Genomic DNA, 13963 nt, shown 5'->3' on the forward strand with positions numbered 1-13963 from the left:
CCCAACAAGGAAGATTCATGTCACGATTGCCCTTCTATCTCATCGTAGGCCTGCTGATGGCAGTGGGTATTGGCATGAGCGTGCACCGACACGTCCAGTTCGAGGTTCCCTGGACCCAGGGCGAGCAGCGAACGGTATGGGAAGTGGAGGCGATCATCGATTTCACCGCCCTGGGCAATCCGGTGCGCGTTGACCTCGCCCTGCCCCAGCACCAGCGTGGTTATCGCCTGCTGACCGAGAACACCGCATCACCAGGCTATGGCCTGTCGTTTCTCCAGGACGAAACCGGCCGTCGTGCACAGTGGTCGATTCGAGAAGCGGCCGGCAGCCAACAGCTCTACTACTCGGCACGCTTGTTGGTGACAGAGGACCGGCGCCAGCGAGAGCTGCCGACGCCACCCCTGCGCGAAATCACCTGGGAGCGCCCCTACGATACCGCGGCCGCCCAGGTCATCGAGCGGGCATGGGCCCGCAGCGCCGACCCCCATACTTTTGCCCGCGAGCTTATTCACGATTTCAGCGAGGATCGTCAGGGCGAAAACGCCCGGCTGCTATTGACCCAGTTCGAGCGCAGCACGCTCCTGGTCAGGCTGCTCAACCAGGCTGACGTGCCTGCAAGGGAGGTCAGCGGGCTTCTGCTTGAAGACGGCCGCCGGCGCCAGACCCTGACCCCCTGGATCCAGGTATTCGCAGGCGACGACAACTGGGCGCTGTTCAATCCGACCACCGGTGCGCAAGGCCAACCCGAGAACCTCCTGCTTTGGGAGAGCGGCGGGCGCGCCGTGCTGGAGGTCCAGGGCGGTAGCAACTCACGGGTGACATTCTCGATGCTGTCGCGAAATCAGCCAGCCGCCGCCGCCGTCCGCAGCCAGCTGGCCGACGATACCCTGTTGAATTTCTCGATACATAGCCTGCCCCTCGAAGAGCAGGCGCTGTTCCAGACCATCCTGCTGATACCGATCGGTGCCCTGGTGGTGGTATTCCTGCGCATCATCGTGGGCATCAAGACCTCGGGCACCTTCATGCCGGTGCTTATCGCCCTGGCCTTTATTCAGACCACCCTTCCCACCGGGCTGATCGGCTTTCTCCTGGTCGTTGCCGTGGGCCTGGTGATCCGCAACTACCTTTCCTATCTCAACCTGCTGCTGGTAGCGCGAGTGTCGGCGGTGATCATCACGGTCATCGCCATCATCTCGATCTTCTCGGTACTCTCTTACCGCGTGGGCTTGAACGCAGGACTGACCATCACCTTCTTCCCGATGATCATCCTCGCCTGGACCATCGAGCGAATGTCGATCCTTTGGGAGGAGGAAGGCCCCAAGCAAGTGCTGATCCAGGGCGGTGGCAGCCTGGTCACGGCTGTGCTGGCCTATCTGGCCATGAACAACCCCTGGATCCGCCATATCACGTTCAATTTCCTTGGCGTTCAGCTCATCATCATGTCGCTGATCCTCCTGCTCGGGAACTATACGGGGTATCGCCTACTCGAATTGCGGCGCTTCAAGCCTGTTACCGAGGACTGACTCTATGTGGGCAAGACCTAGCCAACTCCTGCGGTACGGCATCATCGGCATGAACCGACGCAATATCCGTTATATTGGCCGCTACAACGACCGTCGGCTCTATCCGTTGGTGGATGACAAGCTCCAGACAAAACTGCTGGCTGAGCGGTACGGCATCACCACGCCTGCCCTGATCGGCACCGTCACGACCCAGTTCGGCATCAAGCAGCTCCAGAAGATTGTGGCTGGACACGAGGGCTTCGTCATCAAGCCGGCCAAGGGTAGCGGCGGCAAGGGCATCCTCGTGATCGATCACATCGATGGCGACAGCTTCATCAAGCCCAGCGGCGTGCGCCTGGGGTTGAAGGACCTTGAACGACACGTCTCCAACATCCTGTCGGGGCTCTATTCGCTGGGCGGCACCCCTGACGTTGCCATGATCGAAGCCCTGATCAACTTCGACGAGCACCTCTCGGAGTACACCTACGAGGGCGTGCCGGACATCCGGGTCATCATCTTTCGCGGCTACCCGGTGATGGCCATGATGCGCCTGTCCACGGCCGCCTCCGATGGCAAGGCAAACCTTCACCAGGGTGCCGTGGGCGTGGGACTGGACATCAATTCGGGTACCGCCGTTCGGGGCGTTCAGTTCGACCGCCCGCGGCGGGAGCATCCCGATACCGGCCACGAGCTGGCTAGCCTGCACATCCCCGACTGGCGAAACCTGCTGGAGCTGGCTGCCGGTTGCTTCGAAATGACCGGGCTCGGTTACCTCGGCACCGATATGGTGATCGATCGCGATCGCGGCCCCATGCTGCTGGAACTCAACGCCCGTCCCGGCCTCGCCATCCAGATGGCCAACGGAGAAGGCCTGCGTTCACGCCTGGACCTGATCGAAAAGCAGTCTGACGGCCTCAGCGTTGTAGAGCGCGTCGCCTTCGCCCAGCAACACTTTGCCCGCTCCGGGGAGCTCCAGGGTGTTACCCCTCCTCCCCAGCCGCTGGCCGCCCCACTGCCCAGCGCGTAGAATGGGGGCATTCTCCTCAGCATCGGGTCTCTCATGACCGATTCAAATAGCCTGTTGCGGCAGGCCGAAAGACAGTGTGAGCGCCACGGGGCGCGCTTCACCCCGATCCGTCGGCGCGTCCTCGAAATGATCGCCGGCGCCAGCGGCGGCCTGAAAGCCTACGATCTCCTCGATCGCCTGGCAGTCGAGCATGCCGCTGCCCGCCCCCCGACGATCTATCGCGCCCTCGATTTCTTGATCGAGCAAGGGCTGGTACATCGTATCGAGTCGCTGAACGCTTACGTGGCCTGCCCTTGCCCCGAGCATGCACACGGCTTCCAGTTGCTGATCTGTCGCCATTGCGGGCGGGTCGAAGAACTTCACCTGGACGACGTCAACAACCAGCTCAACACCCAGGCGCGTCAGCTCGGCTTTCGCGTCGAGCGCCAGACGATCGAGCTGCTGGGCAGCTGCGATGTCTGCCTCGAGGCCGCCGCCCGAGCCTGAACTCCAAACCGTCTTGTGGAAACGTTATGGTCGATACCTTCAAGGAACTGGAACGGGCCGATCTCGATGCGCGGCACCCACTGGCCACGATTCTCGCTGCCGTCCGCTTCAATGCCGACGGCCTGATCCCCGCCATCGCCCAACAGCATGACAGCGGCGAGGTGCTGATGATGGCCTGGATGAACCGCGAGGCGCTCGAGGAGACCCTGGATACCGGCAGGGTCTGCTACTGGTCGCGCTCGCGGCAAAAACTGTGGCGCAAGGGAGAGTCGTCCGGGCAGCAGCAGCATCTGCGCGAGGCCCGGCTCGACTGTGACGGGGACACCCTTCTGCTGCGGGTGGAGCAAACCGGCCCCGCTTGTCATACCGGGCGGCGTAGCTGCTTCTACGTGGCACTGGAAGGCGACTCGGCACGCATCACCAGCGAGCCTCTTATCGACCCCGACACGCTCTACCAGAAGCCCGTGGAGGGGCGCTGAGGGATGCACTGCCTGGCGGCATGGATCCATCGTCTGGGGCACCTGCTGGCCCGCGTTGTCGGCCTGCTCCTGCTGGGCCTGGTGAAGCTCTACCAATATACCCTGAGCCCCTTGCTGGGGCCCCGCTGTCGCTTCTGGCCCAGTTGCTCGCACTACACGACGGAAGCGATTCAGGTTCACGGCCCGCTCAAGGGCGGCTGGCTGGCTGCGCGCCGTATCGTGCGCTGCCACCCAGGCAGCGAAGGCGGCATCGACCCGGTCCCGGGCGGCCCCAGCGAACGACTCTGCCAGGACGACCCGGAGCTCGACGAGGATTTCCGCTGCCATGGCCCCGGCCACGCTTCGGAACGCTGAGAGGCCGCTCTGAAAATTACTCGGAACAGCCTCCCTTTAACCGCTTTCCTGTAGTAGCCCGCTACCACCCTCCTCCGTCTCGCCTGTGCCAGACTCACCAATGGTAGTACCACCACAACGAGCCGATGAGGAGACACGCCATGTCCGCCAAGCGACTGCTCTTGCTGTGCGGCGATTTTGCCGAAGACTACGAGACCATGGTGCCCTTCCAGGCCCTGCAGGCCGTGGGCCATCGCGTCGATGCCGTGTGCCCCGACAAGCGAGCCGGCGACAGCATCGCCACCGCCATCCACGACTTCGAGGGCGACCAGACCTACACAGAGAAGCCGGGACACCGCTTCACCCTCAATGCCGATTTCGCGGATATCGATCCCGCCGAGTACGACGGCCTGGTGATTGCCGGCGGTCGCGCCCCGGAATACCTGCGCCTGAACGATAAGGTCATCCAGCTTGTGCGTCATTTCTTCGATGCCGACAAGCCGGTGGCGGCGATCTGTCACGCAGCCCAGCTGCTGGCGGCCGCCAGGGTGCTGGAAGGCCGCACGTGCTCGGCCTATCCCGCCTGCCGGCCCGAAGTAGAGCTGGCCGGTGGTCACTATGCCGACATCGCCGTGGATGATGCCGTGACCGACGGCAAGCTTGTCACCGCCCCGGCCTGGCCAGCCCACCCAGCGTGGCTCTCCCAGTTCCTGGCCGTACTCGAGACACGCATCGAGCTATAGGAACCCAGGAAGGGTTCATAAGCGAGAATCACACTTCCAGCCACTTGCCCTGGTCCGCGCCCGACGCCATGATGGAAAATCGGCCGGACCAGCGAGGGAGGGAAACGGCATGTGCAGACTATTCATCGGCGCAGAGCCGGGTCTCTGGGAGCCTCAGACCCGCTCCATGCGGCTCGACGGGGTCTCCACCAGCGTTCGCCTGGAGCGCTTTTTCTGGGCGGTGTTGGAAGAGGTAGGCAAGCGCGACGGCCTCACGCTCAATCAGCTGATGGCGAAGCTCTCTCAGGAATGCACTGAAGCAGGACATGATCCCGCCAACTTCGCTTCCTTTCTGAGAGTCTGCTGCGGACGCTACCAGGCTCTGCAACTGGCGGGTGAGATACCCGTCGCGCCTGACGTCTCGATAGGTAGCCTGGATGCGGAGGGTATCCTCGCGCGGGAGCGGGCGCGCCATATCGCGGCGCGCCCCGCAACCTCGCGTCAGGTAGAGGCCGCTTCCCGCTCTGCCACTTCGTAAATCGTCTTCAACATGGCGTGCAGCCCATTGCTACGCGTCGGTGAGAGATGCTTGTCCAGCCCCAGATCCTGCATGAAGTGCGGGCTGGTAGTACGTATCTCCGCGGCGGGACGCCCACTGTAGATACGCAGCAGTACCGCAATCAGGCCAGATACAATGGCTGCATCCGAGATGGCATCGAAATAGAGCACATCCCCCTCACGTCGATAGTGCATCCAGACATTCGACTGGCAGCCCTGGATCTTGCGCTCGGGCGTCTTCCACTCGTCGGGGAACGCCGGGAGCTGCTTGCCCATGTCGATGATGTACTGGTAGCGATCCATCCAGTTGTCGAACATCTCGAACTCGTCCAGCAATTCCTGCTGCGCCTGCTCGGCGGTGGCTTCAGTCGTCATGGGAACTCCGTGGTTGGAATGGGTCCATTATACCGACTCATCCAGGGGTTCGTCCGCCCCTACCGGCAAGCCGTGCAGAGACGACTGGCGATGCCACTCCTCATCCTCGGCGTGCAGGTAGCGGGCCGTGGTATCCAGCCGGGAGTGGCGCGCGGTACTGGCCAGGTAGCGAAGCTCCACGCCGGCCTGGGCCTGGTGCGTCAGCGCCGTATGCCGCAGCCAGTGAGGCGTCGCGTGGCGCAGCCGCTGCACCTGCGCCTTGTCACCCTGCTCGGCTTCCAGGGCCTCGGCAGCCTCTGCGAAGGCCTCACGAATGAGGCGATAGAGCTGGTTGTCGCCTAGGCCGCGGCGGCCGTCCAGCCCACGCAGCAGCGGCGCGTCGTCGTCAGGTTCCGGCATGGGCGCCTGGCCCAGGCAGGTACGCCACTCTGCCAGCAATGACAGCATGTCCTGCGGCACGGGAATCCGTGCCAGTTTGTCGCCCTTGCCCACGACCCGCCACCACCAGCGCCCTTCCCGCATGACGAAGTCACCCATGCGTGTCGCCGCCACTTCACTGATCCGCGGTGCCAGGAGATAGGCGAAGCCGAAGAGCATGCGCCGTCGGGAGCGGGTGAAGCGTGCCCTGGGCCCGGCCCCCTCCTCCAGCGGCCGTTCCAGCCATTGCCACAGCCACTCCCACAGCGGGCGCTCCAGGTAGCGCTCGACCCTCACCTGCCGGTTGTCGAGGCGACGGCGCTTGTCACGCATCAGGCGAAACGGATTGTGTGACACCCAGCCCGCCTCGACCAGCCACGCGAACAGGCCCTGGAGAATGACCAGGCTCTGCCGGCGGCTGGCCGGTGACAGCGGTCCGCGAAACGGGCGCCACTCCGGGGAGTGCCTGGGTCTCGACGGTCCGACCCAGCGCTCTCCGGGCCGCGGGTCGGCAAGGAAGGCCTCGAAGGCATCGAGATCCTGGCGCCGGAGCTCACCGAGCCCCCTGCCCTGTTCGCCCAGCCAGAGCAGCAACCGCTCGGCTTCACGCCGATAGGCACGCAGCGTCTGCGGGCTGGCGCGAAACTCGGCCAGCCACAGCGCCACGGCATGGCGGTCGTCGTCCGCAGCGATACGTGCCGCAGCCTGGTCGGCCGCCGGTACCACCGAGGCGGCCTGCCCCACGATCGGCTGTGGCTGTGTTTTTTGCTCTTGTTCTTGCCCTGCCTTGCTCACGCTGCGCTCTCCCGGCTCCAAGGTGGGATGGTTCTGCCCATTTTCGCGTGGATAACGTCAAATATTCAAGATAAGACGGGTAATCTTGAATTTATAAACATATCGTAACGTAACATACGTAATTATTATCATGTAATTATCTTTTCCTTCCTGCAAGCTGGCGCTAAACTAGCCATGACAGGCGATGACGCAAGGGAATACTGCCTTGTGGCCAAGCCCAGGGCACGGAACGCGGATGACGTCAGGAGAGCGACATGGCACGCAGCGGTGTGCAGTACGAAGACGTGAAGCAGGCAATCGATGCGTTGATGGCCAAGGGAGAAGCCCCCAGCGTTCAGAAAATAAGGGAAGTGCTGGGAACCGGCAGCTTTACCACCATCAGCGACCACCTGCGCGAATGGCGTGCTCGGCGTGAAGAACGCACCGAATCACTGCCGGCCCAGGGCATGCCCGAACCGATTCTGCAGTTGGCCGAAGGCCTCTGGGAGAAGGCACAGGATGCCGCGGGTGAAGCGCTCGCCGAGTACCGTGAAGAAGCCGACCGCGACATTACGGCGGCCCGGGACGCCATGCAGGATGCCAGGCGGCAGGTTGAGGATGCGGAGCAGCGCGAAGTGGCACTCTCTGCGCACCTGGCCAGCATCGAGCAGCGCCTGGAGACGCGCAGCGCCGCCTTGGCCACCGCCGAAGTCGAGCGCGACCAGGCCCTCGACAAGGCGCGCCGGCTCGGTGAGCGGCTCGCCCGCAGCCTTCAACAGCTCGAACGACTGCAGGCAGAGAGCGAGCTGCAGCTCCAGGCCCACCAGCAGGCCCTGGGGGAACGGGAAGCGCAGCACCAGGCTCGCCAGCAACAGGAGGAACAGCGCCACGAGGCCGCCGAAGCGAGGCTGATGAGCCTGCTGGACGAGGCCCGCCAGGAGCGCCTGTCGGGGGAAAAGCGCTACGCGGCCAATGTGCGTCAGCTGGAAAGTCGCCAGGAGGCACTAAAACAGGAACTGCAGGAGATGCGGAACGCGCTCTCCAGGGAAGAGAAGCAGCACCGCGAGACCCAGTGGGCCCGGGCCCGAGCCGAAGAGCGGGCCGACACCATGCGTCATGAGCAGTCGCTTCTCCAGGCGCGCATCGATGACCAGAAGCGTCATCTTGAAGAGCAGGCCAGCCGCTTGCGCCTGCTGGAGTCCGAGATCAGCCGACGGCTCTGGCAGGGCGAAGAGCCGCACCTGACGGAGGAACGAGCGCTACCCAGGACGAAAAAAGGCCCCACGTCGGCGGGACCTTCAATCGAAACGGAACCTTCAAACGAATCTGTCGACAGAAGCGAGGGCGAGAGCCGATAACCTCCGCAATGGATAACCTCGGCACTCCTCAGGCCATCGCCAACCCCACGACATCAGCGGTAATAGGCGTTCGTGGTGTCCGTATGATCGGTGACGTCACGAATGCCGGCGAGCTCAGGGATACGCTCCATCAGGGTCTTCTCGACCCCCTCTTTCAGGGTCAGGTCGACCGCAGCACAACCCTGGCAGCCGCCGCCGAACGCCAGCACTGCCACCTTGTCCTCGGTCAGTTCCGTCAGCTTGATTTCGCCGCCATGCGCGGCCAGGCCGGGATTGATCTCGCTGTAGAGGATGTAGTTGACCCGGTCCTCGAGTGGACTGTCGGCGTTGACCTTGGGCATCTTGGCATTGGGCGCCTTGATGGTCAGCTGCCCTCCCATGCGGTCCGCATTGAAGTCGACGACTGCCTCATCGAGGAAGGCAAGACTGTTCTTGTCCAGGAACACATTGATCTTCTCCAGCTCGACCCGTTCGTCGGTGGGCTCCTCCTCACCCGGTCGGCAGTAGGCCAGGCAGGTTTCGGCATAGGGCGTGCCGGGCTGGGTGATGAAGATGCGCACGGCGATACCCTCGACGTTCTGCTTCTCCAGCAGTTCGGCAAGGTAATCCTGGGCACTGTCGGTAATCTGGATAGTCTCGCTCATGGTGTTCTCGCTGCTCTGGCCGCGGCCCAGTCGGGCAGGCCGTAAGTGACATACCCTTCATGGTAAGCAAAACCGGCCGGCGAGACAATCCCGACCATTTTGGTCGGTTTTTGATCAGCCCTGCCCTCGGGGCGCCGCATTTGTTAACATACGAGCCGACTCGGCCCGCCCAAGAAGACGCCCAGAGGCGCTTGCGCGGCCGGCTACCCGTACTTCGCTGGAGACCGACCCGACCCATGGCCGCCGTTCCCTCTGCCTTGACTGCCACCCTCACCGAACAACTCGGTCAGCGTATCCTGATGCTCGATGGCGGCATGGGTACCATGCTGCAGAACGCAGAACTCGATGAGGCCGATTTTCGGGGTGAGCGCTTCAGCGACTGGCCCTCCGACCTCAAGGGCAACAACGACCTGCTGGCCCTGACCTGCCCCGAGCTGGTGACGCGAATCCATCGCCAGTATCTGGAGGCCGGTGCCGATATCATCGAGACCAACACCTTCAACAGCACTCGCCTCTCCCAGTCCGATTACGGCATGGAGGCGCTGGTGCCAGAGCTCAACCGGGAATCGGCTCGCCTGGCCCGCGAGGTGTGCGACGCCGTGGCCAGCGAAACCGGCGTGCCTCGCTACGTGGCCGGCGTTCTAGGGCCTACCTCCCGTACCGCCTCGCTGTCTCCGGACGTCAACGACCCGGCCAAGCGCAACGTCACCTTCGATGCGCTGCGGGAGAACTATTATGAGGCGGCTGAAGCGCTGATCGAAGGCGGCGCCGATCTGATCATGATCGAAACCATCTTCGACACCCTTAACGCCAAGGCGGCCATCTTCGCCCTGGAGGCGCTGTTTGCCGATCGCGGCGAGCGCCTGCCGGTAATGATCTCGGGCACCATCACCGACGCTTCTGGCCGCACGCTCTCCGGCCAGACCACCGAGGCGTTCTGGAACTCGGTGCGCCATGCCCAGCCGCTCTCCATCGGCCTGAACTGCGCCCTGGGTGCCGCAGAGCTTCGCCCCTATCTGGAAGAACTCTCCACCAAGGCCGATACCTTCGTCTCCGCGCACCCCAACGCCGGCTTGCCCAACGAGTTCGGCGAATACGACCAGACTCCCGAGGAGATGGCGGCCATCGTCGCCGAGTTTGCCGAGAGCGGCCTGGTCAATATCATTGGCGGCTGCTGTGGCTCCACGCCGGAGCATATTGCCGCCATCCATGCCGCCATCCAGGACATGCCGCCACGCCAGGTGCCCAAGCGGCCGCGAGCCTGCCGCCTGTCCGGTCTCGAGCCCTTTAACATCGAGAAAGGTTCGCTGTTCGTCAACGTCGGCGAGCGTACCAACGTCACCGGTTCGGCCCGCTTCAAGCGCCTGATCGTCGACGAGGACTACAACACCGCCCTGGAAGTGGCTCTGGAACAAGTGGAGAACGGCGCCCAGGTCATCGACATCAACATGGACGAGGGCATGCTGGAGTCCGAGGAGGCCATGGTCCGCTTCCTCAACCTGATCGCCGGAGAACCCGACATTGCCCGGGTGCCTATCATGATCGACTCCTCCAAGTGGGAGATCATCGAGGCGGGGCTCAAGTGCGTCCAGGGCAAGGCGGTGGTCAACTCCATTTCCATGAAGGAGGGAGAAGAGGCGTTCCGGGAACAGGCGACCCTGTGCCGGCGCTACGGCGCCGCCATAGTGGTGATGGCCTTCGACGAGCAGGGCCAGGCCGACACCTTCGCCCGCAAGACCGAAATCTGCCAGCGCGCCTACCAGATCCTGGTCGACGAAGTGGGCTTCCCGGCGGAAGACATCATCTTCGACCCCAACATCTTTGCCATCGCCACCGGCATCGAAGAGCACAACAACTATGCGGTCGACTTCATCGAAGCCACCCGCTGGATCCGCGAGCATCTACCCCACGCCATGGTCTCGGGGGGTGTCTCCAACGTCTCGTTTTCGTTCCGCGGCAACAACCCGGTGCGCGAGGCGATCCACTCGGCCTTCCTTTATCACGCCATCCGCGCCGGTCTGAGCATGGGCATCGTCAATGCCGGCCAGTTAGCCGTGTATGACGACCTGCCCGCCGAACTGCGCGATGCGGTGGAGGACGTGGTCCTGAACCGGCGCCCCGACGGTACCGAGCGGCTGCTCGATATCGCCGATCGCTACAAGGGCGATGGCAGCGGCCCTGCCAAGAAGGAGGACCTGGAGTGGCGCAGCTGGGAGGTCGAGAAACGCATCTCCCACGCCCTGGTCAAGGGGATCACTGCCTACATCGAAGACGACACCGAGCAGGCACGCCAGCGGGCCGCCCGCCCCATCGAGGTCATCGAGGGGCCGCTGATGGATGGCATGAACGTGGTCGGCGACCTGTTCGGCGCCGGCAAGATGTTCCTGCCCCAGGTGGTCAAGTCGGCCCGGGTCATGAAGCAGGCGGTGGCCTACCTGATCCCCTATATCGAAGCGGAGAAGACCGAGGACACCAAGGCCAAGGGCAAGATCGTCATGGCCACGGTGAAGGGGGATGTCCACGATATCGGCAAGAACATCGTCGGCGTGGTCCTGCAGTGCAACAACTACGATGTGGTCGACCTCGGCGTCATGGTATCGGCGGAGAAGATCCTGCAGACGGCCCGGGCGGAGAAGGCCGACATCATCGGCCTGTCGGGCCTGATCACCCCCTCGCTCGACGAGATGGTGCATGTGGCCAAGGAGATGCAGCGCCAGGGCTTCGACCTTCCGCTGTTGATCGGCGGCGCCACCACCTCCAAGGCGCATACCGCGGTGAAGATCGAACCCGGCTATGAACACCCGGTAATCTACGTGGCGGACGCCTCGCGCGCCGTGGGCGTGGCCGGCAAATTGCTCTCTCCCGCGCTGAAGCCAAGCTATGTCGCCGAGATTCGCGCCGAGTACGACCAGGTGCGCGAACGCAACGCCCGTCGCCGCCCCAAGGCCGCCGACCTCAGCTATGCCGAGGCCCGCGAGCGCAAGCTACCCATCGACTGGGCCGCTTATACGCCGCCGCGCCCCGCCATGACCGGACTGATGGTTTTCGACGATTACGATATCGAAGAGTTGATCGAGCGTATCGACTGGACGCCCTTCTTCATGAGTTGGGAGCTGGCGGGCAAGTATCCGAAGATCCTCGACGACAAGGTGGTCGGGGAAGCCGCACGCAGCCTGTTCGCCGATGCCCAGGAGATGCTGCAAAAGTTGATCGACGAAAAGCACATCCAGGCACGTGGTGTGATCGGCCTGTGGCCGGCCAATAGTGTCGACGACGATGTCATCGAGGTCTACGCCGACGAGTCACGTAACCAGGTGGTCGAGCGTCTACATCATATTCGCCAACAGACCACCAAGAACCGCGACGGCGCCTGCTACAGCCTTGCCGACTTCGTGGCGCCCAAGGCGTCGGGCAAGCCGGACTGGATCGGCGGCTTTGCCGTGACCACCGGCCATGGCGTCGAGGCGCTGGCCGAGCGCTACAAGGCTGCTGGCGACGACTACAGTGCGATCATGGTGCAGGCCCTGACCGACCGCATGGCTGAAGCCTTCGCCGAGCGCATGCACGAGCGAGTGCGTAAGGAGTTCTGGGGCTATGTGCCGGACGAGCAACTGGACAACGTCGAGCTGATCGCCGAGAAATACCAGGGTATTCGTCCCGCGCCGGGGTATCCCGCCTGTCCCGACCACACCGAGAAGCGCACCCTCTTCCGCCTGCTCGATGCCTCCGTGAATGCCGGCATTGACCTGACCGAGAATTTTGCCATGTGGCCGGCGGCAGCGGTGTCCGGCTGGTACTTCTCGCACCCACAGTCGAAGTATTTCTCCACCGGCAAGATCACTCGGGACCAGGTGGAGGCCCTGGCGGAGCGCAAGGAGATGACCCTGGAAGAGCTGGAACGCTGGCTCTCACCGGTGCTCTCCTACGACCCTGCATGACCGAATCGCTGCGCCGACAGAAAATCCTGCGCCTGGCCCTGCCGATCATCGCCGGTATGCTCTCGCAGAGCCTGATCAACCTGGTCGATGCGGCGCTGGTCGGTTCCCTCGGCGAAGTGGCCCTGGCCGGCGTCGGCATTGGCGGCTATGCCATGTTCCTGATCACCGCCCTGGTGTTCGGCCTTTCGTCAGGCGTGCAAGCGCAGACCGCCAGGCGGCATGGAGAGAAGGATTGGCAAAACTGCGCCATGCCACTCAATGCCGGTCTGGTGATCGCACTCACGGTATCGCTGCCTGTTATCCTGCTCTGCCTTTGGCAGGCGCCCGCCCTGCTCGGCCTGATCAATCAGGACCCCGCCGTGACCGCGGTGGCCGTCGAGTATTTCCGCTGGCGCGTCCTCTCGCTGGTGGCGGTGGCGATGATCTTCTGCTTCCGGGGTTACTGGAACGGCATCCAGCAGACCGGGATCTATCTGCGGATCATCCTGGTCACCCATGTCATCAATGTGGCCGCTAGCCTCACGCTTATCTTCGGCTATCTGGGGCTACCGGCAATGGGTCCCGCCGGTGCGGGTGCCGGCACCGCCCTGTCGCTGTTCGTCGGGCTTGCCATCTGGGCGCTGGTCAGCGCACGGCATGCGGTATCGTGTGGCTTTCTGGCCGAGCTGCCACGGCGCAGGACCTTCACCACCACCCTGCGCCTGGCCACACCCCACTCCTTCCAGCAGCTTTGGTTTGCAGCAGGCTACGCGGTGCTGTTCTGGATATTGGGGCAGATCGATGCCGCCAGCGTGGCGGTGGGGCATGTCCTGGTCAATCTCTCGCTGTTGCTGATACTGCCCGGCGTGGGGCTGGGCATGGCGGCCATGAGCCTGGTCGGTCACTCGCTGGGGCAGCAGGCCCACCAGGAGGCACACCGCTGGGGCTGGGACGTGGTACGCCTGGCCTGGCTCTGCCTGGCGGCCCTGGCACTGCCTATGGCGCTGTTCCCCGAGCTGGTGCTTGGCCTGTTCCTCCATGAACCTGCCCTGATCGCTCTCGGACGGTTGCCACTGCAGCTTACGGCAGCCATGATCGTGCTGGATGCCGCGGCGCTGGTGCTCGGCCAGGCGCTGCTCGGCGCCGGTGCCAACCGCACCGTGATGACCACGACGCTGACGCTTCAGTGGCTGGTCTTCCTGCCACTGGCCTGGTGGGTCGGGGTGGCGCTGGACCAGGGCCTGCTGGGCATCTGGTGGGTTCAGCTCGGCTACCGCTGCCTGAATTCGGCCTGGTTCGGCCTCATCTGGCAGCGACGCCGCTGGCAGCGGGTTGCGGTATAGCCGCCGGCCATGGGACTTGACGCCTTAT

The 13963-nt window shown here is 63.7% G+C and carries 13 protein-coding genes; 10 read left to right on the forward strand and 3 right to left on the reverse strand.

Going from position 1 to position 13963, the window contains the following annotated elements:
- The first annotated feature begins 17 nt into the window (after nucleotides 1-17).
- The 7 genes from DU505_RS16845 (at nucleotide 18) to DU505_RS16875 (ending at nucleotide 5087) form a co-directional block, all read left to right on the forward strand.
- Nucleotides 18-1523 (forward strand): inactive transglutaminase family protein, encoded by a 1506-nt coding sequence (locus tag DU505_RS16845; RefSeq protein WP_114480148.1) that lies wholly within the window; start codon nucleotides 18-20, stop codon nucleotides 1521-1523.
- Nucleotides 1524-1527: 4 nt separating this feature from the next.
- Nucleotides 1528-2529, forward strand: a complete 1002-nt coding sequence (locus tag DU505_RS16850; protein ID WP_114480149.1) for an alpha-L-glutamate ligase-like protein — start codon at nucleotides 1528-1530, stop codon at nucleotides 2527-2529.
- Between the two features lie 33 nt (nucleotides 2530-2562).
- Nucleotides 2563-3015, forward strand: a complete 453-nt coding sequence (locus DU505_RS16855) for a transcriptional repressor (protein ID WP_114480150.1) — start codon at nucleotides 2563-2565, stop codon at nucleotides 3013-3015.
- Nucleotides 3016-3041: 26 nt separating this feature from the next.
- Entirely contained in the window at nucleotides 3042-3494 is a 453-nt protein-coding gene (gene hisI / locus DU505_RS16860; protein WP_114480151.1) for a phosphoribosyl-AMP cyclohydrolase, read from the forward strand.
- A gap of 3 nt (nucleotides 3495-3497) precedes the next feature.
- Nucleotides 3498-3848: a membrane protein insertion efficiency factor YidD gene (gene yidD / locus DU505_RS16865; RefSeq protein ID WP_114480152.1), complete on the forward strand. Its 351-nt coding sequence runs from the start codon at nucleotides 3498-3500 to the stop codon at nucleotides 3846-3848.
- 140 nt (nucleotides 3849-3988) lie between these two features.
- Nucleotides 3989-4570, forward strand: coding sequence for a DJ-1/PfpI family protein (locus tag DU505_RS16870; protein WP_114480153.1), 582 nt, complete (start codon nucleotides 3989-3991; stop codon nucleotides 4568-4570).
- Between the two features lie 109 nt (nucleotides 4571-4679).
- Complete coding sequence (locus DU505_RS16875) at nucleotides 4680-5087, forward strand: ribbon-helix-helix domain-containing protein (RefSeq protein WP_114480154.1); 408 nt, start codon at nucleotides 4680-4682, stop codon at nucleotides 5085-5087.
- On the opposite strand, the gene DU505_RS16880 is transcribed toward DU505_RS16875, so the two are convergent.
- Together DU505_RS16880 and DU505_RS16885 are read right to left on the reverse strand one after the other, a co-directional pair.
- The gene (locus tag DU505_RS16880) at nucleotides 5051-5482 is read right to left on the reverse strand and encodes a SufE family protein (RefSeq protein ID WP_114480155.1); all 432 of its coding nucleotides are present in this window, start codon (nucleotides 5480-5482) and stop codon (nucleotides 5051-5053) included. The genes DU505_RS16875 and DU505_RS16880 overlap by 37 nt on opposite strands.
- A gap of 27 nt (nucleotides 5483-5509) precedes the next feature.
- Nucleotides 5510-6646, reverse strand: coding sequence for a tyrosine-type recombinase/integrase (locus DU505_RS16885; RefSeq protein ID WP_114480245.1), 1137 nt, complete (start codon nucleotides 6644-6646; stop codon nucleotides 5510-5512).
- 302 nt (nucleotides 6647-6948) lie between these two features.
- Between DU505_RS16885 and DU505_RS16890 the strand changes: the two genes are divergently transcribed.
- Nucleotides 6949-8031, forward strand: a complete 1083-nt coding sequence (locus DU505_RS16890) for a DNA-binding protein (protein ID WP_114480156.1) — start codon at nucleotides 6949-6951, stop codon at nucleotides 8029-8031.
- 53 nt (nucleotides 8032-8084) lie between these two features.
- Here the strand turns inward: DU505_RS16890 and nfuA are convergent, their stop codons facing one another.
- On the reverse strand, nucleotides 8085-8675 hold the full coding sequence (gene nfuA / locus DU505_RS16895; RefSeq protein ID WP_114480157.1) for a Fe-S biogenesis protein NfuA: 591 nt from the start codon (nucleotides 8673-8675) through the stop codon (nucleotides 8085-8087).
- Between the two features lie 236 nt (nucleotides 8676-8911).
- On the opposite strand from nfuA, the gene metH reads away from it, so the two are divergent.
- Both metH and DU505_RS16905 read left to right on the forward strand, forming a co-directional pair.
- Nucleotides 8912-12613 carry a methionine synthase gene (gene metH / locus DU505_RS16900; RefSeq protein ID WP_114480158.1) on the forward strand — a complete coding sequence of 1234 codons (3702 nt, stop codon included), beginning with the start codon at nucleotides 8912-8914 and terminating at the stop codon, nucleotides 12611-12613.
- Complete coding sequence (locus tag DU505_RS16905; RefSeq protein WP_114480159.1) at nucleotides 12610-13935, forward strand: MATE family efflux transporter; 1326 nt, start codon at nucleotides 12610-12612, stop codon at nucleotides 13933-13935. Before metH ends, DU505_RS16905 begins: the two co-directional genes overlap by 4 nt.
- Nucleotides 13936-13963 lie beyond the last annotated feature (28 nt).

Origin of the sequence: Billgrantia montanilacus (assembly GCF_003336675.1) — a bacterium.
GTDB classification, from domain to species: domain Bacteria; phylum Pseudomonadota; class Gammaproteobacteria; order Pseudomonadales; family Halomonadaceae; genus Halomonas; species Halomonas montanilacus.